The 26,327-nt window shown below is 75.1% G+C and carries 22 protein-coding genes; 16 read left to right on the plus strand and 6 right to left on the minus strand.

The features are described 5' to 3' along the window. Nucleotides 1-5 precede the first annotated feature (5 nt). The 11 genes from FHX71_RS04450 (at nucleotide 6) to FHX71_RS04500 (ending at nucleotide 15,403) form a co-directional block, all read left to right on the plus strand. Nucleotides 6-956: a carbohydrate ABC transporter permease gene (locus tag FHX71_RS04450; RefSeq protein WP_312876922.1), complete on the plus strand. Its 951-nt coding sequence runs from the start codon at nucleotides 6-8 to the stop codon at nucleotides 954-956. After that, nucleotides 943-1,890, plus strand: coding sequence for a carbohydrate ABC transporter permease (locus tag FHX71_RS29930; protein ID WP_312876923.1), 948 nt, complete (start codon nucleotides 943-945; stop codon nucleotides 1,888-1,890). Before FHX71_RS04450 ends, FHX71_RS29930 begins: the two co-directional genes overlap by 14 nt. A gap of 77 nt (nucleotides 1,891-1,967) precedes the next feature. Further along, complete coding sequence (locus tag FHX71_RS04460) at nucleotides 1,968-2,732, plus strand: SDR family NAD(P)-dependent oxidoreductase (RefSeq protein ID WP_182614602.1); 765 nt, start codon at nucleotides 1,968-1,970, stop codon at nucleotides 2,730-2,732. Beyond that, nucleotides 2,729-4,666: a heparinase II/III domain-containing protein gene (locus FHX71_RS04465; RefSeq protein WP_182614603.1), complete on the plus strand. Its 1,938-nt coding sequence runs from the start codon at nucleotides 2,729-2,731 to the stop codon at nucleotides 4,664-4,666. Before FHX71_RS04460 ends, FHX71_RS04465 begins: the two co-directional genes overlap by 4 nt. Beyond that, entirely contained in the window at nucleotides 4,659-6,857 is a 2,199-nt protein-coding gene (locus FHX71_RS04470; protein ID WP_182614604.1) for a DUF4962 domain-containing protein, read from the plus strand. The genes FHX71_RS04465 and FHX71_RS04470 overlap by 8 nt, the downstream gene beginning before the upstream one ends. Next, the gene (locus FHX71_RS04475) at nucleotides 6,854-7,525 is read left to right on the plus strand and encodes a hypothetical protein (protein WP_182614605.1); all 672 of its coding nucleotides are present in this window, start codon (nucleotides 6,854-6,856) and stop codon (nucleotides 7,523-7,525) included. Before FHX71_RS04470 ends, FHX71_RS04475 begins: the two co-directional genes overlap by 4 nt. Then, nucleotides 7,522-8,880: a GDSL-type esterase/lipase family protein gene (locus FHX71_RS04480; RefSeq protein WP_182614606.1), complete on the plus strand. Its 1,359-nt coding sequence runs from the start codon at nucleotides 7,522-7,524 to the stop codon at nucleotides 8,878-8,880. Before FHX71_RS04475 ends, FHX71_RS04480 begins: the two co-directional genes overlap by 4 nt. Before the next feature lie 132 nt (nucleotides 8,881-9,012). Next, entirely contained in the window at nucleotides 9,013-11,502 is a 2,490-nt protein-coding gene (locus FHX71_RS04485; RefSeq protein WP_182614607.1) for a polysaccharide lyase 8 family protein, read from the plus strand. A gap of 85 nt (nucleotides 11,503-11,587) precedes the next feature. Then, nucleotides 11,588-13,177: a polysaccharide lyase 6 family protein gene (locus FHX71_RS04490; protein ID WP_182614608.1), complete on the plus strand. Its 1,590-nt coding sequence runs from the start codon at nucleotides 11,588-11,590 to the stop codon at nucleotides 13,175-13,177. Between the two features lie 46 nt (nucleotides 13,178-13,223). Next, nucleotides 13,224-14,204, plus strand: coding sequence for an acetylxylan esterase (locus FHX71_RS04495; RefSeq protein ID WP_182614609.1), 981 nt, complete (start codon nucleotides 13,224-13,226; stop codon nucleotides 14,202-14,204). Next, entirely contained in the window at nucleotides 14,201-15,403 is a 1,203-nt protein-coding gene (locus tag FHX71_RS04500; RefSeq protein ID WP_182614610.1) for an MFS transporter, read from the plus strand. Before FHX71_RS04495 ends, FHX71_RS04500 begins: the two co-directional genes overlap by 4 nt. 18 nt (nucleotides 15,404-15,421) lie before the next feature. Here the strand turns inward: FHX71_RS04500 and pepE are convergent, their stop codons facing one another. Next, a complete protein-coding gene (pepE, locus tag FHX71_RS04505; protein WP_182614611.1) occupies nucleotides 15,422-16,159 on the minus strand; it encodes a dipeptidase PepE in 738 nt (245 codons plus the stop codon). Between the two features lie 50 nt (nucleotides 16,160-16,209). Continuing rightward, the gene (locus FHX71_RS04510) at nucleotides 16,210-17,091 is read right to left on the minus strand and encodes an IclR family transcriptional regulator (RefSeq protein WP_182614612.1); all 882 of its coding nucleotides are present in this window, start codon (nucleotides 17,089-17,091) and stop codon (nucleotides 16,210-16,212) included. 176 nt (nucleotides 17,092-17,267) lie between these two features. On the opposite strand from FHX71_RS04510, the gene FHX71_RS04515 reads away from it, so the two are divergent. The 3 genes from FHX71_RS04515 (at nucleotide 17,268) to FHX71_RS04525 (ending at nucleotide 20,634) form a co-directional block, all read left to right on the plus strand. Beyond that, nucleotides 17,268-18,911: an OPT/YSL family transporter gene (locus tag FHX71_RS04515; RefSeq protein ID WP_182614613.1), complete on the plus strand. Its 1,644-nt coding sequence runs from the start codon at nucleotides 17,268-17,270 to the stop codon at nucleotides 18,909-18,911. After that, nucleotides 18,908-19,609, plus strand: a complete 702-nt coding sequence (locus FHX71_RS04520) for an AroM family protein (protein ID WP_182614614.1) — start codon at nucleotides 18,908-18,910, stop codon at nucleotides 19,607-19,609. Before FHX71_RS04515 ends, FHX71_RS04520 begins: the two co-directional genes overlap by 4 nt. A gap of 71 nt (nucleotides 19,610-19,680) precedes the next feature. Next, a complete protein-coding gene (locus FHX71_RS04525; RefSeq protein WP_182614615.1) occupies nucleotides 19,681-20,634 on the plus strand; it encodes a DUF1177 domain-containing protein in 954 nt (317 codons plus the stop codon). A 46-nt stretch (nucleotides 20,635-20,680) separates the two neighbouring features. On the opposite strand, the gene FHX71_RS04530 is transcribed toward FHX71_RS04525, so the two are convergent. Beyond that, nucleotides 20,681-21,094 carry a hypothetical protein gene (locus tag FHX71_RS04530; RefSeq protein ID WP_182614616.1) on the minus strand — a complete coding sequence of 138 codons (414 nt, stop codon included), beginning with the start codon at nucleotides 21,092-21,094 and terminating at the stop codon, nucleotides 20,681-20,683. 69 nt (nucleotides 21,095-21,163) lie between these two features. Here FHX71_RS04530 and FHX71_RS04535 point away from each other — a divergent pair, with 69 nt between their 5' ends. Both FHX71_RS04535 and ggt read left to right on the plus strand, forming a co-directional pair. Next, entirely contained in the window at nucleotides 21,164-22,021 is an 858-nt protein-coding gene (locus FHX71_RS04535; protein WP_182614617.1) for an HAD family hydrolase, read from the plus strand. 145 nt (nucleotides 22,022-22,166) lie between these two features. Next, complete coding sequence (gene ggt / locus FHX71_RS04540; protein ID WP_182614618.1) at nucleotides 22,167-23,978, plus strand: gamma-glutamyltransferase; 1,812 nt, start codon at nucleotides 22,167-22,169, stop codon at nucleotides 23,976-23,978. A gap of 43 nt (nucleotides 23,979-24,021) precedes the next feature. On the opposite strand, the gene FHX71_RS04545 is transcribed toward ggt, so the two are convergent. The 3 genes from FHX71_RS04545 to FHX71_RS04555 form a co-directional block, all read right to left on the minus strand. Then, nucleotides 24,022-25,077: a hypothetical protein gene (locus FHX71_RS04545; protein ID WP_182614619.1), complete on the minus strand. Its 1,056-nt coding sequence runs from the start codon at nucleotides 25,075-25,077 to the stop codon at nucleotides 24,022-24,024. A gap of 80 nt (nucleotides 25,078-25,157) precedes the next feature. Then, the gene (locus tag FHX71_RS04550; RefSeq protein ID WP_182614620.1) at nucleotides 25,158-25,595 is read right to left on the minus strand and encodes a hypothetical protein; all 438 of its coding nucleotides are present in this window, start codon (nucleotides 25,593-25,595) and stop codon (nucleotides 25,158-25,160) included. An 83-nt stretch (nucleotides 25,596-25,678) separates the two neighbouring features. Further along, nucleotides 25,679-26,302, minus strand: a complete 624-nt coding sequence (locus FHX71_RS04555) for a trimeric intracellular cation channel family protein (RefSeq protein WP_182614621.1) — start codon at nucleotides 26,300-26,302, stop codon at nucleotides 25,679-25,681. Nucleotides 26,303-26,327 lie beyond the last annotated feature (25 nt).

Genomic DNA, 26,327 nt, shown 5'->3' on the forward strand with positions numbered 1-26,327 from the left:
CCGTCGTGGCCGTAGTCTCCGCGCCGCGCGCCGTGCGCGCGCCGTCCTCCACCCCGCCCCGCTCGCCCGCGCCCCGCCGCGGACGGGCGGCGGCGGCCCGCCGCCGCGCGGGCATGCTCATGGTGGCGCCCGCGTTCCTGCACGCGCTGATCTGGATCGGCATCCCGGTGATCGCCGCGTTCGTGCTGTCGTTCACGTCCTACGACGTGCTCACGCAGCCGCGGTTCATCGGCGTGCAGAACTACCTGGACGCGTTCGGCGACCCGGTGTTCCGCCGGGGCATGCTCAACACCCTGGTCTACGCGTTCTTCACCGTGCCGGTCGCCATGGCGATCGCCCTGCTCATCGCGCTCATGCTCGACACGCAGCTCCGCGCCCGGGCGCTGTTCCGCACCGCGGTGTTCATCCCTCAGGTGACCGCCACCATCGCCGTCGCGCTGGTCTGGCTGTGGATCTACGACCCGCGCAGCGGCCTGCTCAACGCGGGGCTCAGCTTCTTCGGGCTGCCCGCGCAGAACTGGCTGTCGTCGACCACCTGGGCGATGCCCTCCGTCATCACCGTCGGCATCTGGCAGGGCATCGGCCTCAAGATGCTCATCTACCTGGCCGCCCTCCAGTCGCTGCCCAAGGACGTCTACGAGGCGGCGTCCGTCGACGGCGCCTCCCGGACCCGCCAGTTCTTCAGCCTCACGCTGCCGCTGCTGCGGCCCGCCACGTTCTTCGTCTTCGTCACCTCGGTCATCTCCGCCTTCCAGGCGTTCGACCTCATCTACATCCTCACCGACGGCGGACCGGCGAACACGACCACGATGATGACGTACGAGATCTACAAGTCGGCGTTCCGGGAGTTCCGCGTCGGCTACGCGTGCGCCCAGTCGATCGTGCTGTTCGTGTTCCTGCTGGTCCTGACCCTCGCCAACCGACGGCTCAACGGAGGCGACAGTGGCAGGCACTGACCTCGCGGCGCCCCCGCCGCGCACCACCCGCGGCGTAGCCCGCACCGGCGGCGGGTTCGCCCGCACCCCGGCGGCCCGACGCCGGCTCGAACGAGGCGCCCTCTACACGGCGCTGACGATCATCGCCGTGGTGATGGTGGTGCCCTTCGTCTGGATGATCCTCACCTCGCTCAAGTCGCCCCAGGACATCGCGGCCAGCCCGCCGACGCTCCTGCCGACCGAGTGGGCGTGGAGCAACTACACGGAGGCGCTCGCGGCCGCGCCGTTCCTGACGTACGCGCGAAACTCCCTGGTCATCGCGGTGAGCCACACCGCGATCAACCTGGTGATCGCGTCGATGGCGGGCTACGCGCTGGCCCGGCTGCGGTTCCGCGGCTCGGAGCTGGTGTTCATCGGCTTCGTCGCGGCGCTGATGATCCCCACCTACACGAAGATCATCCCGGAGTTCCTCATCGTGCGGTTCATGCCGCTGTTCGGGGGCAACGACATCCTCGGGCAGGGCGGCACCGGCTGGCTCGACACCTGGTGGGCGCTCATCGTCCCCGGGGCGGTGACGCCGTTCGCGGTGTTCCTGTTCCGCCAGTTCTACCTGGACCTCCCGGTGGAGCTGGAGGAGGCGGCCCGCCTGGACGGCGTCAGCGAGCTGGGGATCTGGGCGCGGATCATGACGCCGCTGGTCAAGCCGGCCTTCATCACGGTGGGCCTGCTGACCTTCGAGAGCTCCTGGAACAACTTCCTCTGGCCGCTGCTGGTGACCCGCAGCGACTCGATGCGGGTCATCCAGGTGGGCCTGTCGGTGTTCCGCACCGAGAACGACACCCAGTGGGCCTTCCTCATGGCGGGCACGACGCTGGCGACCCTGCCGATGGTGGTGCTCTTCCTCCTCGGCCAGAAGTACTTCGTCCGCGGTTTCGCGAACGCGGGCATCAAGTGACACGCGGGCACGACGTGGCACGTGGGCAACAGGTGGCACGCGGCAGGGCGCCGCGTGCCGGGACGAGAGGACTGCAGATGGCGATCGACATGACGGACGCACGGGTGCTGGTGACGGGCGCGGGGCACGGCATCGGCCGGGGGATCGCGCTGGGCCTGGCCGCGGCGGGGGCCGACGTCGTCGTGCACTACGGGAGCTCGGCCGACGCCGCGGCGCAGACCGTGGCCGACATCGAGGCGCTCGGCCGCAAGGCCGTCGCCGTGCGCGCCGACGTGACGGTGACCGAGGACGTCGACCGGCTCGTCGCCGAGTCCGTGGCTTTCCTCGGCGGGCTCGACGTGGTGGTCTGCAACGCGGGCCACCTGATCGGCCGCGTGCCGGTCGCGGAGATGAGCGACGAGCACTTCGCGTCCGTCGTGGACGTCAACCTCGGGGCGACGTTCCGCACCTGCCGGGCGGCGATCCCGCACCTGCTGGAGTCGGACCGCCCGCGCATCGTCGCGATGTCGTCGCTCGCGGCGCACAACGGCGGCGGGCCCGGGTCGGTGGTCTACGCGGCGTCGAAGGCGGGCGTCCGCGGGTTCGTGAAGGGCCTCGCCAAGGAGCTCGGGCCGCAGGGCGTCACGGTCAACGCCGTGGCCCCGGGCTACATCGCGGACACCGCGTTCCACGGCACGTTCAGCACCGCCGAGGCGCAGCAGAAGATGGTCGCGGGCACCCCGGTGGGCCGCCCCGGGACGGTGGACGACGTCGCCGCCGCCGTGCTTTACCTCGCCTCCCGCGAGGCGTCGTACATCACCGGCACCACGCTCGACGTCGACGGCGGGACCTGGCCGCGATGACCTCCCTGGCCCCGGAGCACACCGTCTCCGCCTCCGGGCTGCCGCGCGAGCGCGGCGGCTGGTGGCACGACTTCGTCTGCCCGACGCACGGCACGGAGCTCTCCCACGAGGGCATCCCGGGACCGGTCCCGCCCGCGGGCGGCGTGCGGTGCCCGCACGGGTGCCGGGTCGGCTCCGAGCCCGTGCGCGGCGCCTGGCTGGTGCTCAGCCACCAGGCGTGGGCGCGGCGCATCCGGGTGCTCGCGCACCGGGCCGCCCGCACGGGCTCGGACGCCGAGCGGTCGGAGGCCGTCGCCCTGCTCGTCGCGTACGCCGACGTGTACGCCGAGGTCGCCGGCGGCGGCGAGCACGAGCGGGCGCAGGACTGGATGCTCCGGGGCCGGCTGTTCCACCAGGCGCTGACCGACGCGATCTGGTCGGTCTCCATCGGGCACGCCGTGTGGTCGCTCGCCGAGTCCTCCCCGGAGCGCGCCGCGGACCTGCGCCCGGTGCTCCCGGTGCTCGACGCGACCGCCGAGGCCGCGCGCGCGGCCCGCGACCGCCTCGTGGCCGACGGCCGGTTCACCTCGAACTACACCGCCTGGCTGAACGCCGCCGGCCGGGTCTGCGCCCGCGCCGCCGCACTCGTCCGGGCGGGCACCGCCGGGGCGCCCGCGGTCTCCGTGGCCGACGACGAGTGGCTGGCCGGCGAGCACGGGCAGCTCGCCCACGCGCTCGCCGCGACCACCCGCGACGGCTGGGAGTGGGAGGCCAGCACGTACTACCACGGCTTCGTGCTGCGGGCCTACCTGCTGTCCCTGCGCGGGACCGACCCGGCGGACCTGCCGGCCGGCTCCCGGGACCGGCTCGTCGCGATGGCCGACGTGCTCGCGGGCCTCGCCACCGACGACGGCATCCTGCCCGCGATCCACGACGGCCCCTACCTCCGCCCGGCTCTCGCGCTGGAGTGGACGGAGCTGAGCGTGCTCGCGGACGGGTTCGTGGCGGACGCCGGGCTCGACGCGGTCGCGGCCCGCGCCCGCCGGGAGGCCGGCGACGGCGACCTCCTGGAGGACGAGCTGCGCACCCTGCCCGGCGGCTGGTTCGCCGGCCCGCCGCTCGTCGTCGACCGCCCGGCCCGTCCGGTCGTGAGCGTCGACGAGGAGGTGGGGATCGCCGTCGTACGAGCCGCCGGCATCCACGCGGTGCTCGACCACGGGCCGCACGGCGCGGGCCACGGGCACCACGACAAGCTCGCGCTCCACCTCTACGGGCGCGGCACCCCGTGGCAGCCGGACCCGGGCCAGGTGCCCTACGGGCACCCCGGGTGGCGCGACCACTACATGTCCGCCACCGCGCACCCGTGCGTGCGGGTGGACGACGGCGACCCCGCCGAGGCGACGGGCCGCCTGCTCGACCGCGACGAGCGGTCCCTGACCGTCGAGGTCCGCGGCGACGCGACCTCCTGGTACGACGGCGCCCGCGCGCTGCGCCGCCTCGTCGCGGGTGACGGCTACCTGCTCGACGTCGTGGTCGCGTCCGCGGACCGGCCCCGTCGGCTCACGCTCGGGCTGCGGCCCGACGTCCCGCTCGGGGTCCGTCTCGACGGCGACGTCGTGCGCACCGCGTGGGGCGGCGCGGAACGGCTCGACGGCGTCCACGCCGCGCACGCCACGGGACCCGCCGGGCCCGTCCCGGTGCGGGCCGCCGTCCGCCCGGGCCCCGGGCCGGCCGATGACCCGCAGCGCGAGCGCGCCCACGTCGACTGGACGGCGCACGGCGCCACGCGGGCCGTGTGGGTGTCGGTGTTCCGGGTCGACGGCGGGACGGGCGGGTCCGGCAGCGAGCCCGAGGCCGGCGTCGAGCTGGACGTGGACGCTGGCGAGATCCGGGTCCGGCGCGCCGACGGCGTGGTGGACGTGCACCCCCTGCCGGAGGAGGCCACGGATGACTGACACGGACCTCGGCCTGCCCACGCCCGGCGCGACCGGCACACCCGCCGACCCCGCGCCCGCCCGGCTCCTGCTCGACGACGCGCGTCTGGCCGACCTCCGCTCCCGGCTCGACGGCGACCTCGCGGCGCAGTGGCGCCGGCTCGCCGAGCAGTGCGACCTGTACCGGCGCACCACGCCGCCCGCGGAGCACCCGCTGGCGAGCATCACCTACCTGGGCCCGGCGGCCGCCAACCTCGCGCTCGCCTACCGGCTCACGGGGCAGCGGCACTACCTGGAGGAGGCGTGGCGCTGGATCTCGGTGGCCGTGTCGTTCGAGCACTGGGGCCGCGCGCACCTGCCCGACCACGACCTCGACGCGGGCTGGCTGCTGCACGGCCTGTCCCTGGCGTACACCTGGCTCGGGGACGACCTCGGGCCGGAGCGGGCCGGGGCCCTGCGCGCCAAGCTCGCCCTGCAGGGCGAGCGGTTGTACGACTTCGCCGTGGCGAACGAGGGCTCCTGGTGGAGCAGCTCGTACTGGCAGAACCACCACTGGATCTGTCACACCGGCCTCGCGACCGTGGGCTACGCGCTCGGCGAGCGCGCGTGGACCCAGCGGGCCAAGGACGCGTTCGCCACCGTCGTCGACGTGCTGCCCGCGGACGGCTCCGACATGGAGGGCGTCGTCTACTGGCGGTACGGCGTGCCGTGGCTCGCGACCTACCTCGACCTGCTCCAGCACGCCGAGGGCGTCGACTGGTGGGACCGCTGCCTGTTCCTCGCCAACACCTTCTGGTACCGGCTGCACCAGGCCGCGCCCGGCTACGAGGAGATCGTGGACCACGGCGACTGCCACGACCGGCGCAGCGGGCACAGCGTCGCGCTCTACCGGATCCTCGCCGCCCGGTACGGGATCGGCGAGGCGCAGTGGCTCGCGGACACCGTCGCCGACCGCTTCTTCTGGCGCGAGGCGTACGAGAGCGGCGTCCGCCCGGGCGTGCTGCCCGAGGCGTGGGCCGAGCTGCTCTGGTACGACGACGCCGTCGCGCCCGTGGACCCGGCGACCACCGTCCCGGCCCAGGCCGCGTTCGAGGACCTCGGCCTGCTGGTGCACCGCACCTCGTGGGACGACGACGCGACGCTGCTCTCGTTCAAGTCCTCGCCCGGCGGCGGGCACACCGCCTGGGAGACCTCCCGCCGCCTCGACGCCGAGCGCGGGTGGGACACCCTGAGCGCCGGCCACCACCACCCCGATGCCGGCTCGTTCGTGCTCGCCTCGCGCGGCGCGTGGCTGCTGGTCGACGAGGGCTACTCCAACCGCAAGCGCGCCGGGCACCACAACCTCGTGCTCGTGGACGGCCAGGGTTTCGCGGGGGAGGGCCGCTACCACGTGTACGCGGACGCGCCCCCGACGCGCACCGCCGACATGGTCGACGTGCTGGCCGACGGCGGGTTCCTGCACGGCCGGGCCCGCACCGGGCGCATGTACCCGGACGAGCTCGGGGTCGAGTCCCTGGAGCGCACGATCGCCGTGCTGCCGTCGGGGCGCGTGGTCGTGGTCGACCGGGGCCGGGCCGCCGAGCCGCGGTCCTGGACGCTGCTCTTCCACTCCGACCACCCGGGCGAGGAGGCCGCGCCGCCCGGGCCGGGGGCCGCCCGGCACGAGCTGCGCAACGGCCGCGCGGGGGCGTGGCTCACGACGTACGCGGGCCCGGCGGTCGACGGCGGTGTGGGCGAGGGAGAGGGCTGCACGGTCGAGCGCGTCGTCACCGACGTCGAGGCCAACCCCACCTCCAGCACGCCCGACCTCGTGGTCACGCGCCGCCTGCACACCCTGCGCGTGACGCTGCCCGCCGCGCGCGACCTGCTCGCGGTGACCGTGATCGAGCCCTTCGACGCGTTCCGCGCCGGCGACCCGGCCGGGCCGGGCGGCTCGGGCGGCCCGACGGCGCGGCTGCTCCCGGCGCGCTCCGGGGTGGCGGTCGACCTCGGCGACGGGGAGCTCGCCTACCTCGCGGACCCGGACGGCGTGATCGACGCCGACGGCGTGCGGGCGCGGGCCGCGGCGGTCCTGGTCGCGGGCACCGGGTCCGGGCGGCGGGTCGCCGTCGTGGCGGCGCACCAGGTCACGCTAGACGGGCGCACGCTGCTCTCCGGGGGCACGGTGGCCGACGACGGCGCGTTGACCGGCCTGCTCGGGGCGGACCTATGACCGCCGTGGCGCCGGCGGCCGTCCGGCCCGACGGCTCCCGCCAGTGGTCCCGGACGCTGCTGGGCTGGCTGGAGTGGCTCGCCCACCCCGTGCTCGCGGGCCTGGCGTTCGCCGTCCTGTGCGTCGGCGTCGTCACCTGGCTGCCGGCGCTCGCGGCGACCGCGCACGCCCTGCGCGCCTGGCGGACCGACGGCGAGACACGCACGTTCACCGGCGTCTTCCGCGCCTTCGGCACCTACCTGCGGCCGCTGCTGCCGCACGCCGTCGCCTCGTCCGCGGGGCTCGCCCTGCTCGTGGTCGACGTCGTCTTCCTGACCGGGCGGACCGGCCCCGCCGCCGTCGTCCTCGTGCTGCTCGCGCTGGGGCTGCTGCTCGTCGCCGTGCCCTACCACCTCGCGCTGGCCGTCGTGGCGGGCGCGCACCCCGAGGGCACGGCGCGCGGCTGGGTCGGGGACGCGCTCTGGTTCGCGTTCGGCTCGGTCGCGCGGGGGACGGCGTTGCTGGGCGCCGTCGTCGCGACGCCGGTCTTCTCGCTCGTGGTGCCCGCCGGGCCCCTGCTGCTGTGCGCGAGCGTGCCCGTCCTGGTGGGGCTCGTGATCCTCGACCAGACGGTTGCCCCCGACACCACCGTGACCCCCGACCGCACCGACCCGACGGAGGACGCATGACCGGCACCGCCCCGCTCGCCCGCCGCACGCTGCTCACGGGGGCGCTGGCCTCGACCGGTGCGCTCCTGGCCGGGCCGGCTGCCGTCGCGACCCCGCGCACGCTCCTCGCCGCCGGCCCCGCGTCGGACGAGGTGTCGGGCCCGGGCCGCCGCCCCACCACCTGGGTGCCGTCGTGGACCACCGCCCACACCCGCCCGACGGCGTCCGACCCGCTCGTCCTGGCCGGGGCCACCGACCAGACGGTCCGGCACGTGCTGCGCCTCAGCGCGGGCACGACGTCGGGCCGGGGCGGCCCAGCCGGCGCGGGCCGCCTGCGGGTCCGGCTCGCCGGGACGTTCTCGGAGCGGCCCGTGCAGGTCGGCGCCGTCACCGTGGCCCGCCGTACTCCCGGCCTGACCGGCACCGGCCCGGGCGTGGACCCGGCGACCGTGACCCCCGTGACCTTCGGCGGCGCGCGCGGCGGCCTGCTCGCCGCGGGCGCGACGCTCGTCAGCGACCCCGTGACCCTCGCCGTGCCCGACGGCGGCGACCTCGTGGTCAGCGTGCACCTGCCCGGACCGACCGGGCCCCTGAGCTTTCACCGCAACGTCCACGCGACCGGCTACGTCGCCACGGGGGACCGCACGGGCGACGACGGCGCCGTCTTCACCAGCGGCGACGCCGCCGTGACCCGCTCGGCGGTGCTCCTGTCCGGCGTCGACGTCGACCGCCCGGGCGTCCCCGGTGTCGCCGTGCTGGGCGACTCGATCACCGAGGGCGTCGGCACGCCCGACGACGCCGACCAGCGGCTCACCGACCACCTCGCGCGGCGGCTCGCGGAGCGCGGCGGCCCCGTCGGCGTCGCGAACCTGGGCATCAGCGGTAACCGCGTGCTGCTCGACGACGAGCGGTTCGGCCCGAGCGGCCAGGCGCGCCTGGACCGCGACGCGCTGGCGCTGCCCGGCGTGGATACGCTGCTCGTGGTGCTCGGCGTCAACGACCTGCAGCAGCCGCCGAGCCAGACCGACCCCGACGTGATCCTCGCCGGCTACCGGCAGCTCGTGCTGCGCGCCCGCGACCGTGGGCTGCGCGTGGTCGGCACCACGATCACGCCGTTCGGCGGCTGGCAGCGCTGGACGCCGGCCCTGGAGGAGGAACGGCGGTACGTCAACGCGGCGCTGCTCGCCGGGACACGGAGCGTGCGGCCCGACGCCGGGGCGTTCGACGCGGTGGCCGGCGTCGCCGCAGCCGTCGCCGACCCCGCCGACCCGGCTCGGCTGCTGCCCGCCCACGACAGCGGCGACGGCCTGCACCCGAGCGCCGCGGGCGCCGCGGCGATGGCGGCGGCGATCGGCCGCCGCGCGCTGCTGGGCTGACGCCGCCCGAGACCTCGCTCGTCGGACGACGAGCGGCTGCCGCGCGCCCGCGCGCGGCGATCCACCGGCACGACCACGCACCACATCGCACCAGCACCACACCGCACCACCTCGACGACGAGAGGGACCGTGATGGAGAACGACACCGCAACCGAGGGCTCCGGCCCGAACCGGCGCTCCGTGCTGCGCGGCATGGGCACGCTCGCGGGCCTGGCCGCCCTGGCGCCCTACGTGAGCCTGCCCGCCCGCGCGCTGCCCGCGTCCTCGACCACCGAGCTGGTCGAGCGCTGGGCCGTGCTGCAGACCGGCGGCCCGGGGCTCGACCTGGCCGACGCGCACGTCGCGGCCGCCGTCCGCCGCGTGGACCGCGCGGCGACCACGGTGCTGGCCACGCTCGACCGCTCCGCGGGGCGGACGGCGCTGTGGGCCGACCTCGCCGACCGCACCCGGTCCACCAACGTGACCACCACGTTCAAGCGGCTGCGCTCGATCGCCGTGGCCTGGGCGACGCCCGGCACCCCGGTCTCCGGCGACGCCACGGTGGCCGACGCCGTGGCCGACGGCATCGGCTGGATGCACGACACCCTCTACGGCCCCGGCCTGCCGCGCTTCGACAACGACTGGGACTGGGAGATCGGCTCCGCGTCGGCCCTCGTGGACACCCTCGTGGTGCTGCGCGAGCACCTCGGCGCCGACCTCGCGCGCTCCACGGCCGCCGTCGACCACTACACACCCGACCCGAACCTGTGGCGCGCCGACCGGCAGATCGCCACGGGCGCCAACCGGGTGTGGATCGCGACCGTGGTCGCCGTCCGCGCCGCGCTCGACGGCGACGAGGACGCGCTGGCGCGGGTGCGCGACGCCCTGAGCGACGTCGAGGGCGGGGGTGCCAACAGCGTGCTCGCGTTCGCGGACGAGGCCGCGGGCGCCGCCGGCACGGGGGAGGGGTTCTTCCGCGACGGCTCGTTCCTGCAGCACTGGAAGCACCCGTACAACGGCGGCTACGGCAAGGAGCTGCTCGGCACGCTCTCCTCGCTGCTGCACCTGCTGGGCGACTCGCCGTGGCAGGTCACCGACCCGGCCCTGGCCAACGTCTACGGCTGGGTGACCGACGCGTTCGACCCGCTCATGGTGCGCGGCGACATGGTGGCCTCGGTGTGCGGGCGGGAGATCGCGCGTCCCAGCAAGCAGGGCCACGCGTCCACGCAGACGGTGGTCGAGGGCACGCTCCGGCTCATCCCGTCCGCCCCGGCGGCGCAGGCGGCGACCCTGACGGCCCTGGTCGCGCAGTGGATCGCCGAGGACACCTACCGCGACTTCCTCGCCGGCACCACGCCCGCGTCCGTCGTCGCGGCCAAGGCGCTCCTGGCCGCGGGCCCGACGCCGCGCGGGCCGCTCGTCGCGCAGCACCAGTACCCGGCCATGGACAAGGTGGTGCACCACCGGCCCGGCTTCGCGGTCAGCGTCAGCGCCTACTCGTCCCGCGTCTACAACTACGAGTCGATCCAGAACGAGAACCTGCACGGCTGGCACCTCTCCGACGGCATGGTGCTGCTCTACACGGACGACCTGGGGCACTACAGCGAGGACTACTGGCCCACCGTGGACCCGTACCGCCTGCCCGGCACGACCGTCGACACCGCGCGCCGCGCCGACGGCGCCGACCACCGCGCCACGAACGCCGCGACCTGGGTGGGCGGGGCCACGCTGCCCGGCACCACGCTGGGCGGCTACGGCCAGGACCTGCGCGCCCAGGGTTCCGACCTGCGCGCGCTCAAGAGCTGGTTCCTGCTCGACGACGCCGTCGTCTGCCTCGGCTCCGGCATCACGGCACCGGGCGCCGCCGCCGTCGAGACGGTGGTGGAGAACCGCAAGGTGCGCGACGGTGCCGCCCTCGTCGTCGACGGCGTGGACCAGCGCGTCACGCCCGGCTGGAACGCGACCCTGGACGACGTGCGCTGGTGCCACCTCGCGGGCACGTCCGGCTACGTGTTCCCCGACGGCGCCCGCCTGCACGCGCTGCGCGAGGACCGCACCCACACCTGGCGCGAGATCAACGTCAAGTACGGCACCGACACCTCCGTCACCCGCCCGTACCTGACCGCGTGGCTCGACCACGGCGCCGCGCCCGACGGCGGGTCCTACGCCTACGTGCTGCTGCCCGCCGCCTCCCCGGAGCAGACGCGCCTCTTCTCCGCGGCGTGCGGCACGGCGGACGGGCTGCGGGTGCTCGCGCACGACGACGGCCTGCACGCCGTCGCGCTCGGCGGCAGCGTCGCGGCCAACTTCTGGGGCGCGGGCAGAGTCACCCTGGACGGCGCGGCGGCGCCCGGGGCCTCCGGCGCACACCGGGCCGGGCTCGTCGGTGCGCTCGTGGCCGACGGCGCCGCGTCCGTCGTCCTGCACACCGAGCCGCCCGCCGGCGGGCAGCGGACCACGCGCGTCGCCCTGAGCGACCCGACCCAGACCCGGGAGCAGGTCGTGGTCGACCTGGAGGTACCCGGGCTGACCCTCGTCGGCGCGGACGACGGCGTCACCGTCACCCGGCGCGGCGCGGGCTGGCGGCTCGTCGCCGACGGCGTCGCGCTGCGCGGCGCCACGGTCACGGCCTCGTTCGCGTGACCCTGCCCGCGCCACCGACCCTGCCCGCGTCATCTACTCAGCCCGATCCAGCCCGATCCAGAACATCGATCCAGGAGGTAGCACCATGAACCTGCACTCCGTTCGATCCCGCTCGTGGGCCCGCCGCGCCGCCGTCACCACGGCCCTCGGCCTCGCGCTCGCGTCCGCCGCCGTCGCGGCCCCCGCGGGCGCCGGCCCCGTCACCAGCCCTGTCACCGGTTCCGTCACCGCCGCCCCGGCGTCGGCCGCTGTCGCGCCGGGCCCGGCCGCCACCACTGACGGTGCCGCCCGCGCCGCCGCCGACCCCGTCCCGCTGCGTACCGTCCGGGTGAGCACCAGCGCCCAGCTCGCGGCCGCGTTCGCCGGCGCCGTCCCCGGCGACAGGATCGTGCTCGCCGACGGCGAGTACTCGATGGTCAAGCTCGCCGACAAGGCCGGCACCGCCGAGCACCCGATCGTCATCGAGGGCGCCACGCTCGGCGGCGCCGTCGTCACCGGCGGCCAGCTCGAGGTCGCGCGCTCGCACCACGTCGTCGTCCGGGGCCTGTCCTGGCGCAACGCCGCCACCCTCAAGATCGAGGCGTCCACCAACGTGCGCCTGACCCGGAACGACTTCCGGCTGGCGTTCGTGCCCCCGGCCGACCCCTCCTCCTCGCGCCACTGGGTGTCGATCGCGGGCGAGGGCAGCGGGTACAACCGCGTCGACTACAACGCGTTCGCGGGCAAGACGGTGCTGGGCAACTACGTCACGGTCTACGGCGGCGCGACCCAGATCTCGCAGCACGACCGGATCGACCACAACTACTTCTCCGACAGCCCCGCCCAGCCCGTCAACGGCGGCGAGGCCATCCGCCTGGGCGTCTCGGCCATCTCGGACTCCAGCTCGTTCGCCGTCGTGGAGCACAACCTGTTCGAGAACTGCGACTCCGACCCGGAGATCGTCTCGCTGAAGAGCGACGACAACACCGTCCGGTACAACACGTTCCGCACGTCGGCCGGCTCTGTCGTCGCCCGGCGCGGGGACCGCAACGCCATCCACGGCAACGTGTTCCTCGGCGGGGGCAAGGCCGGCACCGGCGGCGTGCGCCTGTACGGCGACGACCAGCGCGTGCACGACAACTACTTCGAGGGGCTGACGGGCTCCGGCTACACGGCGGCCCTCCAGGTCGACGGCGGCGACGTCGACGGGTCCGGCGCCACGTCGGCGCACTGGCGCGTGCACCGGGCGACGATCGTGCACAACACGTTCGTCGACAACGTCTCGAACGTCGAGCTCGGTGCCAACTACGTCTACCCGCCGGCCGACGTGACCCTCGCGAACAACGTGGTGGTCGGCTCCACGGGCCGCCTGTTCGCCGAGCACAAGGAGACCGATGGCCTGACGCTCGCCGGCAACATCGCGTACCCGCAGGGCGGCGCGACGCTCGGCATCGAGGCCCAGCCCGGCCAGATCCGGGTCGCCGACCCGCTGCTGGTCCGTTCCGGCGGGCTCTGGCGGCTGCGCCAGGGACCCGCCGTCGACGCCGCCGTGGGCACCTACCCGTTCGTCGTCGAGGACCTGGACGGGCAGCCGCGCGACCAGCACCCCGACGTCGGCGCCGACGAGGTGTCCAGTGCGCCCGTGCTGCGGGACCCCCTGGAGCCGTCCGACGTCGGGCCGCTCGCCGACCTCTGACCGACTGACCACCCCACGCACCCACCACCCCACCCGGAGGAGATCCATGGCCCTCTTCGACAAGCCGCTCGACGAGCTGCGCGCCTACCGCCCGCAGCCCGAGGAGCCCGCGGACTTCGACGCGTTCTGGAAGCAGACGCTCGACGCCGCCGCGGCCGCCGCCACCGAGCCCGTCACCGTGCCGTACGACGCCGGGCTGGCGACCGTCGAGGTGCACGACGTGACCTTCTCCGGGTGGGCCGGGCAGCCCGTCAAGGCGTGGCTGCTCCTGCCGCGCCACCGCACCGGGCCGCTGCCCGCCGTCGTGCAGTACATCGGGTACAACGGCGGGCGGGGCGTCCCGTGGGAGTGGCTCACCTGGAGCGCCGCCGGCTACGCCCACCTGGTCATGGACAACCGCGGGCAGGGCGGCGGCGGCAAGACGACGGCGGACACGCCCGACGTCGCCCCTGACGGCCACGGCTCCTCGTCGCCCGGGTTCCTCACCCGTGGCATCGAGGACCCGGCCAAGCACTACTACCGCCGGCTGATCACCGACGCCGTCCGGGCCGTCGACGCCGCCAAGCAGCTCCCCGACGTGGACCCCGAGCGGGTCGCCGTGCTCGGCGGCAGCCAGGGTGGCGGCCTCGCCCTCGCCGTCGCCGGTCTGCGCGACGACGTCGCGGGCGTCATCGCCGACGTGCCGTTCCTCAGCCACTACCGGCGCGCCTCCCAGATCACCGACGCCGGCCCCTACTCCGAGATCGCCCGCTGGCTCAAGGGCCACCGGTTCGAGATCGAGACGGCCATGCGCACCCTCTCCTACTTCGACGCCACGAACTTCGCCGCCCGCGCCCGCTGCCCGGGCTGGTTCTCCGTGGCGCTCATGGACAAGATCTGCCCGCCGTCCACCGTCTTCGCCGCCTACCACCGGTACGGCGGGCCCGCGCAGATCGAGGTGTTCCCCTACAACGAGCACGAGGGCGGCGGGGCGTACGACACCCCGCGCAAGCTCGCGGCGCTCGCGGAGGTGCTCGGCCCCCGGTGACCTCCTCCGACGGGTCGCCGTCCGCCGCGCCGCGCGTGCTGCTGGCCCTGTACGCCAACACCTTCGTCATGGCCACGGGCTTCTACCTGCTGGTGCCGCTGCTCGCCGTGCACCTCTCCGGACGGCTCGGCTTCGGGCTCGCGCTGGTGGGCCTGCTCGCGGGCCTCCGCGCCGCCGCGCAGCAGGGGCTCCAGCTCCCCGCCGGGATGCTGGCCGACCGGTGGGGCGTGCGGCGCACCATCGTGGCCGGCGTGCTCGTGCGGGCAGCGGGCTTCGGCGCGCTGGCCCTCGCGACGACGCCGGTGGCCGTCGGCGCCGCCGGGCTCGCCATCGGGCTCGGCGGCGCCCTGTTCCACCCGGCGAGCTACGCGGCGTACGCGCGGCTCGGCAGCGCACGGCCCGACGTCTTCGCCCGGCGGGAGGCGCTGAGCAACGCCGGGTTCGTCGTCGGTCCGCTGCTGGGCGGGCTGCTGGTCACGGCCGGGTTCGACGTGGTGTGCGTCGTCGCGGCGGCGCTCTTCCTCGCGGCCGCGCCGCTCACCTGGTGGGGGCTCGGCCGGGCGGTGGAGCAGGGCGGGGCGGCGCCGGGCGGGGCGCCGTCGGCGGAGAACGAACCTGTCCGCCCGGCTGCCCGAGGCATGCGCGACGCGCGCCGCAGCCTCGTCACACTGCTGCTGCTCAACGCGGGCGCGTGGGCGATCTTCACGCAGCTCCAGCTCGTGGTGCCGCTGCGGCTGGAGGCCGCGCTCGGCAGCAGCGTCGGCGTCGGCGCGGTGTACGCGGCGGCGGCCGTGCTGGTGCTCGCCACGACCGTGCCCGTGACGCGGTGGCTCCAGGCGCGGCTGCGGCTGCCCGTGGTGCTCGCGCTCGGCGTCGGCACGATGGGGGCCGGCGTCGCCCTGATCGGCGGCGGCCCGGGGCTCGCGTCCCTGGTCGCGGGGATGGCCGTGTTCACGCTCGGGCAGATGGTGTTCCAGCCGGCGATGAGCGCGCTGGTCGCCGCGGGCGCCCCGGCGCGGTCCGTCGCGACCCGGTTCGGCGTCAACGGGCTCGCGCTCGCGGTGGGCGGCGTCGTCGGGTCGTCCCTGGTCGGGGTGCTGCTGGCCGGGCCGCTCGCCGGCCCGGGCTGGGCCTGGGCCGGCTTCGGGGTGGCGGGCGCCCTGCTCGCGGCCGGGTACGCGCGGGCCCGGCTCGGGTAGGCCTCGGGCAGGGCCGGGTCAGGCGGGCACGTCGAACCGCGGCGTCGTCCCGAGCAGCTCGCTGACGTCGCCGCTCACCTCGCGGGGCGCGGCCCCGCGCGCGAACACCACGGCGGGGCCGGGCGCTCCGGCGCCGACGGCGGACCCGCCGATGCGCGCGGCGCCGTCCTGCACGGCGAGCCAGGTGCCCTCCCGCAGGCCGAGCACGGGCACGTCGTTGACCTCCAGGAACTCGGCCAGCCGCTGCTCGCGGGTCTCGCCGCGGTGCGTGCTGGTCGGGTCCGCGTCGAGGAAGTGCGGGTTGAGCTGGAACGGCACCAGCCCGAGCGCCTCGAACGACGCCGGCTGCGCGATCGGCATGTCGTTCGTGGTCCGGATGGTCAGCCCGGCGATGTTGGTGCCCGCGCTCGCGCCCATGTAGGGCAGGCCGTCGCGCACGCGGTCGGCGAGCGGGGCGAGCAGGCCGAGGCGCCCCAGGGTGTCGAGCAGGCGGAACGTGTTGCCGCCGCCCACGAACACGGCCTCGGCGCGCTCGATCTCGGCCCGCGGGTCGGCGGCCTCGTGCAGCCCGGTCACGCGCGTCCCGCTCGGCGCCAGCGCCGCGGCGACCTTGGCGGTGTAGGCGTCGTGGTCGGCCAGCGCGTAGGGGACGAACGTGAGGGCGGCGCCGTCGAGAAAGGTCAGCACGGTCTCGAGCGCGTGCTCGAGGTAGCCGGTGCCGTGGTTCGTGGAGTTCGACAGGAGCAGCAGTCGCATGGGTTTCCTACCTCGGGGTGGGGTTCGGGTCCTGGTGCCGGACGGCGGGGTCAGGGGCGCGCGGCGCGCGACCGGCCGCGCCGCCAGTCGCGCTGGGCGGGCGTGGGCGGGCGGTGCAGCAGCCCGGCGAGCGTCGCGGCGGCGTCGAGCAGGGCGGGCACGTGGTCGCGCAGGTCGTCGTCGTACTCGAACACCTTGGGCTCGACGACGGAGATGGAGCCGACCGGGTTCGAGCCGATCAGGACGGGCGCCGCGATGGCCCGGGTCGTGGAGTCGTACTCGCCCTCGGAGAAGGCCCAGCCGGTGCGGTAGGCCTCGTCGAACAGGCGGTCCAGGCCGGCCTCGTCCACCTCGGTGAGCTCCGTGTAGCGGGCGAACGGCCGCCCGCTGAGCATGTTCCGCCGCGCGAGCGGGTCGAGGAACGCGAAGTAGGCGCGCGACGTCGCCCCGGCGTGGGCCGGGTAGAGGTCGCCGACCAGGGGGTGCGAGCGCACGGGCCCGTGCTCGCCGTCGACGGCGGCGATGCAGCGCACGTGGAATCCGTCGGGGATGGTGAACGACGCCGTGCGGCCGGTGGCCGCGGCGAGGTCGGCGAGCACCTGCTCGGCCAGGCGCGCGAGCCCGCCGCCGCGCTCCCAGAGCGCGGCCATGCGCCACATCGCGGGGCCCAGGTGGTACCGGCGCGTGTAGGGGTCGGCGGCCAGGAAGCCCTGCGCCGCCAGCGCGGCCAGCAGCCGCTGGCTGGTCGACTTGGTGATGCCGAACTCCTCGGCCAGCTCGAAGACGCCCCACTCGGTACGCGTCTCGCTGTACGAGAGCAGCACCTGGAGGGCGCGGTCGACGGTCTGCAGCGGGGAGCTGCTCTCGGGCGGCGTGGTTCCGGGCGGCGTCGTCCCCGACGGCGCGGGATCGGGTGTCGTGGCTGGTGGCACGGTCGCTCCTCTCGGTCGCCGGAATCCTAACGGACGGCCCGAAATATGAATGTAACTCCCAGATAGTGGGACCTGGTTGTCCCCGGCGGCCGATGTGGCGCACGGTGCTCGGCAACGTCCTCCACCGGGCGGCCAGCGCGCCGTCCGCAGCACCACTCCTCGAAGGGGCTCACCCCATGGCAGCTTCACCCGTCAGCGATCCCGCGCAGGACGCGGCGACGGCGCGGCACCCGCGGGCGTTCGAGCCGCGCACGGCGATCATCACCCTCGCGATGAGCGTCGTCGGCGCGGTCATCGGCATCCACATGATCACGACGCTCGGCGTCTCCCCGAACACGAGCGTGATCGGCGCCGTCGTCGCCATGCTGACCGGCCGCATCGGATTCGCCGGGCTGCACCGGATGCGCGACGTGAACCGGCAGAACCTGGTGCAGTCGGCGATCTCGGGGGCGACGTTCGCCGCGGCCAACTCGCTGCTCACGCCGATGGCGATCCCCTTCCTCTTCGGGCGGCCCGACCTGGTGTGGCCCATGCTGCTCGGCGCCAGCCTCGGCCTGGCGATCGACGTGTACGTGCTCTACCGCGCGTACGGCTCGCGCTTCCTGCCCGCCGACGCCGCCTGGCCGCCCGGCGTCGCCGCCGCCGAGACCATCCGCGCCGGCGACCGGGGCGGCAAGCAGGCGGCCCTGCTCGTGGGCGGCGGCATCGTCGGGTTCGGCGCCTCGTTCCTCGGCCTGCCGATGTCCGCGGCCGGCATCGCGATGATCGGCAACGTCTGGGCGCTGCTGATGTTCGCCGTCGGCCTGCTCGTGGCGCAGTACGTGCCCGCCCTGACCGGGCTGGACCTCAACGCCTTCTACGTGCCGCACGGCGTGATGATCGGCGCGGGCCTCGTGGCGCTCGCCCAGATCGGCGTCATGCTGTTCGGCCGGCCGTCCCAGCGGGCCGTCGCCAAGGAGGCCGCGCTGCGGGAGGCCGCCAAGGAGGACCCGTCCCTGGTGCCCACGGTCGACGAGCGCACCCTGCGCGGCGCGCTCGGGTCCGGCTTCGTGCTGTTCCTGCTCGGCGCCGTGGTGCTCGCGATCGCCGGTGGCGTCTGGGTCGAGCTGCCGTGGTGGGGCATCCTCGGGTTCGCCCTGTTCGCGGCCGTCGCCGCCATCGTGCACGAGCTGATCGTGGGCCTGGCCGCCATGCACGCCGGCTGGTTCCCCGCCTTCGCCGTGACGCTGATCTTCCTCATCCTCGGCCTGGTGCTCCAGTTCCCGACCGTCCCGCTCGCGCTGCTGGTCGGCTACTGCGCCTCGACGGGCCCGGCGTTCGCCGACATGGGCTACGACTTCAAGGCGGGCTGGCTGCTGCGCCGCGACCGCCGCCCGTACACGGTGTTCGAGCTGGACGGCCGCCGCGAGCAGCTCAAGGCGTCCATCCTCGGGTTCGTCGTCGCCATCGGCATCGTCGCGCTGGTGTGGCCCAGCCTGTTCGAGAGCGGCCAGGTGCCGCCCACGGCCAAGGTCTACGTGGACACCATCCAGGCCGGGATCACCGACCCCGCCGTGCTGGTCAACCTGCTCATCTGGGCCGTGCCCGGCGCCGTCGTGCAGCTCGTCGGCGGACCCGGCCGCCAGCTCGGCGTGCTGCTCGCCACCGGCCTGCTCGTCGCCACGCCGAACGCCGGCTGGCTCGTGCTCGTCGCCCTCGTGGCGCGCCTCGTCTGGCGCCGGCTGCGCGGCGAGGAGGGCGAGCGCGAGACCGCGCTCGTGGGCGCGGGCCTGATCGCCGGCGACTCCCTCTACTCGGTCGGAAGGATGATCTGGCGATGACGGCGCACCCCGCACGGCCGACCCAGCTCGGCGTCGTCACCATCGGGCAGACGCCCCGCGTCGACCTGACCCCCGAGCTCGCCCCGCTGCTGCCCGGCGTGACCCTCGTCGAGCGCGGCGTGCTCGACGGGTGCTCCCCGGAACAGATCGCGTCCTTCGCCCCGGAGCCCGGCGACCACGTGCTCACCACCCGGCTCGCCGACGGCGGGTCCGCGGTGATCGGCGAGGCCGCCGTGCTGCGGCGGCTGCCCGCCCTGGTCGCCGACCTGGAGCGGGAGGCCGACGCCGTGCTGCTGGCCTGCACCGGGCCGTTCCCCGCGCTCGCGCACACCAAGCCCCTGTTCGTCCCGGACCGGATCATCGCGCACGCCGTGGCCGCGTTCGCCGGCGACGGCGCCGTCGTAGGCGTCGTCGCGCCGCTCGCGGAGCAGGCCGCGGACACGACCCGCAAGTTCGGGCGCGTGCTGGGCACGGGCACCCGGGTCGCCGTCGCGGTGGCCTCGCCCTACACGGACGGCGAGCCCACGCTGCGCGCCGCCGCCGAGCGGCTCGCAGCGGACGGCGCGGAGGTGATCGCGCTGGACTGCTTCGGCTACACCGCGGCGATGCGCGACGTCGTGGCCGAGGCGAGCGGGCTGCCCGTCGTCGTCGCCCGGTCCGTGGCGGCCCGGCTCGCCGCCGAGGTGCTGGGCGCGTGAGCGTGCGCCCGGCCCGGTCCTGAACCACCCACCCGCACCCTGACCTACCCACCCCACTAGGAGGCACACCCATGTCCTGGAGCCATCTCATCGCCCTGTTCGACCTGCTCGACGACCCCGCCGTCCGCGGCGCGGCCGTGGCCGAGCACCTCGCGAGCCTCGGCGCGTCGCCCGACAGCATCGAGGTCGAGGTGGTCGACGGGCCCGGCGGCACCACCGACTTCGTGCGCGTGACGATCCCCGGCAGCGAGGGCAAGCGTGCCGGCGGCACCGCGCCGACGCTCGGCGTGCTCGGCCGCCTCGGCGGCCTGGGCGCCCGTCCCGAACAGATCGGCTTCGTCAGCGACGGCGACGGCGCCCTGGCCTCGCTCACCGTCGCCGCGAAGCTGATCGCGATGCGGGCGCGCGGCGAGCACCTGCCCGGCGACGTGATCGTCGCGACGCACGTGGACCCCGACGCGCCCACCCAGCCGCACGACCCCGTGCCGTTCATGAGCTCGGCCGTGGACCAGGAGACGAGCAACCGGCACGAGGTGCTGGACGAGATGGACGCGATCCTGTCCATCGACACCACCAAGGGCAACCGCGTCTGCAACCACAAGGGCATAGCCATCACGCCCACGATCGTGGACGGCTGGATCGTGCGGGTCTCCGAGACCCTGCTGGACGTCGCGAGCCGCACCACCGGCCGGCCCCCGGCGGTCATGCCCATCACGATGCAGGACATCACGCCCTACGGGAACGGCCTGTTCCACGTGAACTCGATCGTGCAGCCCGCGACGGCCACCGCCGTGCCCGTCGTCGGCCTGGCGATCGTCACCGAGACCGCGGTCGCGGGCTCTGCCACGGGCGCCACCGACCTGCACGACGTCGAGGCCGCCGTCCGCTTCGCGATCGAGACCGCCAAGGACTTCGGCCGCGGCGTCGCGCGGTTCGCCGACGCCGACGAGGTGGCCCGGCTCCAGGAGCTGTACGGCAGCATGGCCGGGCTGCGCACGGTCGGCGCCGCGGCCGCCGCCGTCTGACGGGGCCTCGCCGGGGCGTGGCCGGGGCCGGCCGGGCGCGGTCGCGCTACGGCGCGGTCGTGCTCCGCGCCGCCCGGCGGCGCTCCACGAGCCGGGTGAGCACGGCGACGACGGCGCCCCCGGCCAGGGTGCCCACCAGCACCAGCAGGGCGCCGACGGCCCAGAGCCCGGAGTCGTCCGTCGCCTGGGCCTGGATGGTCCACGCCGCCGTGAACGGCACGGCCACCGCGAGCACCGCGACCCATGCCGGGGCGGCCAGCGTGCCGACCACCACGAGGGCGATCAGCACGAGCACGCACGCGATCACCTGGGGTGCCTCGTAGGGGCCGGTGACGTTCCCGGTCGCGGCGTCGACGTCCTGGACGGCGTCCCGGCCCAGGAAGATCCACCAGGCCACGACGGTCAGCACGACCACGGTCAGCGTGGTCAGGGTGGGGTTGGGCTTCTTGCGCGTCGTCATGCCCCCACCTTGCCCTTCATCTGTCCGAAAAGTGCTGTGACATCCCGGAGGGCCCCGCGTCTGAGGTACATGACACACACGACCGGCACCGTGACGTCGTCCACCACCGACCTGCGGACGGCCCCCGTGGCCGCTCCCCGCGAGAGCATCGTGACCCGCACCCTGGTCGCTCTCGACATCGACGGGACCCTGCTGGGGACCGACGGGATCGTCCCGGCCGTGACCGTCGGGGCCGTGCGGGAGGTGCGGCGGTCGGGGCACCACGTCGTGCTCGCCTCGGGCCGGTCGCTGGTGGGGATCCTCCCCGTCGCGGGCCAGCTCGGCATCGACCGGGGCTGGGCCGTGGCCTCCAACGGGGCCGTCGTCGCGCGCGTCGACCGTACGTTGCCCAGCGGCTACCGGATCGAGAAGGTGCACTCGTTCGACGTCGAGCCGGTCGTCCGCCTCGCACGCGCCGCCCTGCCCACGGTGCAGGTCGGGGTCGAGGAGGTGGGCTGGGGGTACCGGGTCAACCGCGTCTTCGAGCACGGGCTGGTCAACGGGGAGCAGCGCCGGGTCGCCGACACGGAGCTGTGGGCCGCGCCGTCGTCCCGCGTCATCCTGCGCGGGGACGGCGTCCTCGACCTGCTGGAGCCGCTGCGCGACCTGGGCGTCACGGCGACCCCCGCCGGCCCCGACTGGGTGGACGTCACCCCGCGGGCCCTGAGCAAGGCGACGGCGCTGGAGCGCATCCGGGAGCGGGAGGGCGTGGACCCGCGCTCGACCGTGGCCGTGGGGGACGGCGTCAACGACCTGGAGATGATCGCCTGGGCCGCGCGCGGCGTCGCGATGGGGCACGCGCCCGCGGCCCTCATCGACGCCGCGGACGAGGTCACCGGGCGCATCGAGGAGCACGGGGTCGTGGCGGTCCTGAGCACGCTGCGCTGAGCTCGCCTGGGAGCTCGGGGGGAGCTCGGCGGGAACTCGCGGGGAACTCGCCGGGGGACGGAGACAACCTTTCGGGTGAATTGTGCGTCATAGTCGTGGCGTCCCGACCGGGACGTCAACGCAGACACCCAGGAGGACTTGCCCTATGAGCAGCAGATTCGTCGTCCGATCCTCGGCGGTCACGGGCGCGCTCGCGCTCGTGCTGGCCGGCTCGGTCGCCGCGAGCCCGGCCGGCGCCAGCACGCACCAACCACCGCGCGTGCCGACGTCGGTCGGCTACGGCGGCGCGGTCAGCTCGCTCGACCCCGTCGTCTCCGAGGTGGGCCTGAAGGTGCTGCGCCAGGGCGGCAACGCCACCGACGCCGCCGTCGCGATGGCGGCGGCGATCGGCGTGACCGACCCGTACAGCGCGGGCATCGGCGGCGGCGGGTTCTTCGTGCACTACGACGCCTCGACCGGCGAGGTCGAGACGATCGACGGGCGCGAGACGGCGCCCGCCGCCGTCGGGCCGGACGTGTTCCTCGACCCGGCGACGGGGGAGCCCTACCCCTTCTACCCGGACCTGGTGACCGGCGGTGTCAGCGTCGGCGTCCCCGGCACGCCCGCCACCTGGGACCGCGCGCTGGAGCGCTGGGGCACCACCACGCTGCGCCAGGCGCTGCGGCCGGCGACGGCGGTCGCGGAGCACGGCTTCGTCGTCGACCAGACCTTCCACGACCAGACCCTGGCCAACCAGGCGCGGTTCGAGGCGATCACCTCCACGACCGACCTGTTCCTGCCGGACGGCGCGGCCCCCGCCGTCGGCTCGGTGTTCCGCAACCCGGACCTCGCCGCGACGTACCGGGAGCTCGCGGCCGGGGGCGTCGACGCGTTCTACGAGGGCGCGCTGGCGCACGAGATCGCCGACGCCGTGCAGGCCCCGCCGGTCGCGGCCGGTACCGCGCTGCCGGTGCCCGCCGGCTCGATGACGCCCGCGGACCTCGCGGCGTACGAGGTCGTGGACCGCGACCCGACCGTCTTCTCCTACCGCGGGTACGACGTCTACGGCATGGCGCCGCCGGCGTCGGGCGGGACCACCATCGGCGAGACGCTGAACATCCTGGAGCAGTTCGACCTGGCGTCCCTGGACGACGCCGGCGCGCGGCACCACTTCTTCGAGGCAAGCGCGCTGGCGTTCGCGGACCGGGCCGCCTACCTGGGCGACGGCGACTTCGTGGACGTGCCCGTCGACGGGCTGCTGGACGACACGTTCGCGCGGGAGCGGGCCTGCCTGCTCGACCCGGGGGCCGCGGCGCCCAAGCCCGTCGCCCCGGGTGACGCCCGCTCGTACGACGGCGTGTGCGACGGCGCCCCCGCGCCCGGCACCGTGCCCGAGGACACGGAGAGCACGTCCACCACGAACCTGACGGCCGTGGACAAGTGGGGCGACGTGGTCGAGTACACCCTCACGATCGAGCAGATCGGCGGGTCGGGCATCGTGGTGCCCGGGCGCGGCTTCCTGCTGAACAACGAGCTCACCGACTTCAGCATCGAGTACGACGCCGACGACCCGAACCGGATCGAGGCCGGCAAGCGCCCGCGCTCGTCCATGGCGCCGACGATCGTCCTGCGGGACGGGAGCCCGGTGCTCGCGCTGGGGTCGCCGGGCGGGTCGAACATCATCTCGGCGGTCTCTCAGATGCTGGTCAACCGGATCGACCTCGGCATGACGATCCAGGAGGCCATCGCCGCGCCGCGGGCGGCGCCGCAGAACGGCGCGCGGACGACGGCCGAGCAGGCCTACGTCGACGCGTACGGCACCGCGCTGACCGCGTACGGGCACACGCTCGTGCCGACCGCGAACGCGATCGGGGCGGCGACCGCCATCGAGATCGGCCCGGACGGGCTGCTCACGGCGGTGGCGGAGCCGACGCGGCTCGGCGGCGGCTCGGCCCGGGTGGTGACGCCCGCGGGGTGATCCGCGCCGGTTGGTGACGTCGCCGGGGGCGCGAGGGTGCGGGTCAGGAGGTGCGGGCCCGCACCCCGCGCTCCTCGCGGAGCGCCACCTCCAGGGCCACGAAGGCCAGCACGTCCAGGACCAGGCCGAACGCTGCCGTCCACCGCACGGCCCGGAACACCAGGAGCTGGGTGAACAGCAGGCTCACGAGCACGGCGCGGCGCACCCAGACGGCGCCCTCCAGGCGGTTGTGGCGGCCCACCACGACGCCGACGACGAGCAGCACGACGGACACCCCGACCGCCACGAGGATCGCGGCGCCCGTCCAGGCCGGCACCCCGGACACCTGCCCCGCCAGGACGCGGACGCCGACAGCCGCCTCCGCGACGCCGACCAGCAGGAGCAGGCCGATGACCAGCCACGCGGCCCAGGCCCGGTCCACGAGCCCGTCCAGCCACCGCACCACGCCCCGCACCCCGGCGCGGACCGGGTCGGGCACGTCCGCGTCGTCGGCGGGGACGGCCTCGACGAGGTCGGCGACCTGCGCGGCGCCGGGCTCGCCGGCGCCCTTCGCCGCGAGCTCGCGCGCCTCCTGGCGGGCCGACGGCGTGAACCCGCCGGCCAGGCCGGCGGCGAGCCGGTCGGCCGCCACCGCGAGGTACTCGGCCGGGTGGTGCGCCCGGCGACCGTGCAGGCCCTCGACGACCAGCACGAGCACCACGGTGACGAAGTAGATGATCGCGGCCGTGGGGGCGTAGAAGTAGTCGTTGTCCGAGGTGACGAACTTGCCGACCTCGTCGATGAACAGCCCGAAGCCGACGCCGCCGAGCAGGGCCCCGAGCGAGCGCGGCACCGGGCCGACGTACGACAGCAGCAGCATCATCGCCAGCGCCATGAGCAGCCCGCCCCACAGCACGTGGGCCAGGTGCAGCCCGCCCCCGCCGATCTGCGGGTAGCCCGTCGCCGCGAGGTAGGCGCGCGTGGCGAGCACGGTCACGACGCTCGCCACGAGGAAGGTCACCAGGTGCCGCACCGCCGCCGTGTCGCGCGGCGCGCCGAGCCGCAGCAGGTGCCCGCGGCGGGCCAGGCCGCCCGGTCCGGTCGTTCCGTGGTCGCTCACGCCGTCTCCCCTCGGTCCGGGACGGCTCCCGTCGTCCCACGGCGGCTCATCCTTCCGCACCGGGGCCGCCCGTGGGGGCGTTACGCGCCCGTCGTGCCAGGGGGCTCCGTGGCCGCGGGTTCTCCCCGCACCGGGAGCATGAGCAGGACGCCGAGCAGCGCGCTCCCGCCCAGGCTGACGACGTTGCCCACGACGTCGAGCACCGAGCCGTGCAGGTGCCCCAGGTGGTAGACGAGGTGCAGCACGCCGAACACCGCCCAGACCAGGCCGAGCACCCGGCCGGGCAGGGCGCTGCGGCTGAGCGCGGCCGCGAGGCTGCCGGCGCCGAGCGCGAGGTACAGGCTGCCGACGTCGCGGATCAGGTGCTCGTTGTAGGCGCCGTCGACGTCGATCCAGTGCAGCCCGAAGCCGGGGAACGAGACGTAGAACGACTCGGGGAAGAACGCGGCCCAGACGCCGACGTAGGCCCCGACCGCCACCGTGGCGAGGAGCAGGACGCGGCGGTAGATGGTGTTCATGTCTCATCTGACGACACGGACGGGCGTTCCGTGAGGTGCGCCGCGGGTGAGGTGCCGTCCGTGGCGCTGGCCGCGGGGCGCCGTCAGACCGCGCGGTTGCCGCCCGCCGGTGGCGCCTGCCAGCGGTAGCGCAGCGAGACCATCCGCAGCACGAACACCAGCACGGCGATGGCGGCGCCCGTGCCGAGGTTGAACCAGCCGGCCCAGGACAGCACGCTGGTCAGGCCCGCCCCGAGCAGCGCGGGGATGGCGTACAGGCCGCGCGCCCGGAAGATCTGCGGCACGTCGTTGGCGACGACGTCGCGGATCACGCCGCCGCCCACCGCCGTCACCAGGCCGAGGATCGCGGACGCCACCGGGTTCATGCCCGCGGCCAGCGAGACCAGCGTGCCGGTGACGGCGAACAGGGCCATGCCGGCGGCGTCGAACGTGATGAGCAGGTCGTGGAAGCGGTGCACGACGCGCGCGAAGAAGTACACGACCACCGCGGCCAGCACGGGCGGGAGCAGGTAGACCGGCGAGTTGAACGCGCGGGGCACGCCGACGTCGAGGATCACGTCCCGCAGGATGCCGCCGCCCAGGCCCACGCAGGTGCCGAGCAGCAGCGAGCCGACGATGTCGAACTGCCGCTGCGCCGCGAGCAGCGACCCCGACACGGCGAAGAAGAAGACGCCCAGGAGGTCGCCGGCGAGCTGCGCCCACACCATGTCAGGGTCCTTCCGCCGGGCACGT

The organism is Promicromonospora sukumoe (assembly GCF_014137995.1).
GTDB classification, from domain to species: Bacteria; Actinomycetota; Actinomycetes; order Actinomycetales; family Cellulomonadaceae; genus Promicromonospora; species Promicromonospora sukumoe.

Excerpts from the sequence above, each read along its gene's own strand:
- FHX71_RS04460 (WP_182614602.1), top strand. The coding sequence starts at position 1,968 with ATGGCGATCGACATGACGGACGCACGGGTGCTGGTGACGGGCGCGGGG.
- FHX71_RS04465 (WP_182614603.1), top strand. The coding sequence starts at position 2,729 with ATGACCTCCCTGGCCCCGGAGCACACCGTCTCCGCCTCCGGGCTGCCG.
- FHX71_RS04470 (WP_182614604.1), top strand. The coding sequence starts at position 4,659 with ATGACTGACACGGACCTCGGCCTGCCCACGCCCGGCGCGACCGGCACA.
- FHX71_RS04475 (WP_182614605.1), top strand. The coding sequence starts at position 6,854 with ATGACCGCCGTGGCGCCGGCGGCCGTCCGGCCCGACGGCTCCCGCCAG.
- FHX71_RS04480 (WP_182614606.1), top strand. The coding sequence starts at position 7,522 with ATGACCGGCACCGCCCCGCTCGCCCGCCGCACGCTGCTCACGGGGGCG.
- FHX71_RS04485 (WP_182614607.1), top strand. The coding sequence starts at position 9,013 with ATGGAGAACGACACCGCAACCGAGGGCTCCGGCCCGAACCGGCGCTCC.
- FHX71_RS04490 (WP_182614608.1), top strand. The coding sequence starts at position 11,588 with ATGAACCTGCACTCCGTTCGATCCCGCTCGTGGGCCCGCCGCGCCGCC.
- FHX71_RS04495 (WP_182614609.1), top strand. The coding sequence starts at position 13,224 with ATGGCCCTCTTCGACAAGCCGCTCGACGAGCTGCGCGCCTACCGCCCG.
- pepE (WP_182614611.1), bottom strand. The coding sequence starts at position 16,159 with ATGCGACTGCTGCTCCTGTCGAACTCCACGAACCACGGCACCGGCTAC.
- FHX71_RS04515 (WP_182614613.1), top strand. The coding sequence starts at position 17,268 with ATGGCAGCTTCACCCGTCAGCGATCCCGCGCAGGACGCGGCGACGGCG.
- FHX71_RS04520 (WP_182614614.1), top strand. The coding sequence starts at position 18,908 with ATGACGGCGCACCCCGCACGGCCGACCCAGCTCGGCGTCGTCACCATC.
- FHX71_RS04525 (WP_182614615.1), top strand. The coding sequence starts at position 19,681 with ATGTCCTGGAGCCATCTCATCGCCCTGTTCGACCTGCTCGACGACCCC.
- FHX71_RS04530 (WP_182614616.1), bottom strand. The coding sequence starts at position 21,094 with ATGACGACGCGCAAGAAGCCCAACCCCACCCTGACCACGCTGACCGTG.
- FHX71_RS04535 (WP_182614617.1), top strand. The coding sequence starts at position 21,164 with ATGACACACACGACCGGCACCGTGACGTCGTCCACCACCGACCTGCGG.
- ggt (WP_182614618.1), top strand. The coding sequence starts at position 22,167 with ATGAGCAGCAGATTCGTCGTCCGATCCTCGGCGGTCACGGGCGCGCTC.
- FHX71_RS04550 (WP_182614620.1), bottom strand. The coding sequence starts at position 25,595 with ATGAACACCATCTACCGCCGCGTCCTGCTCCTCGCCACGGTGGCGGTC.
- FHX71_RS04555 (WP_182614621.1), bottom strand. The coding sequence starts at position 26,302 with ATGGTGTGGGCGCAGCTCGCCGGCGACCTCCTGGGCGTCTTCTTCTTC.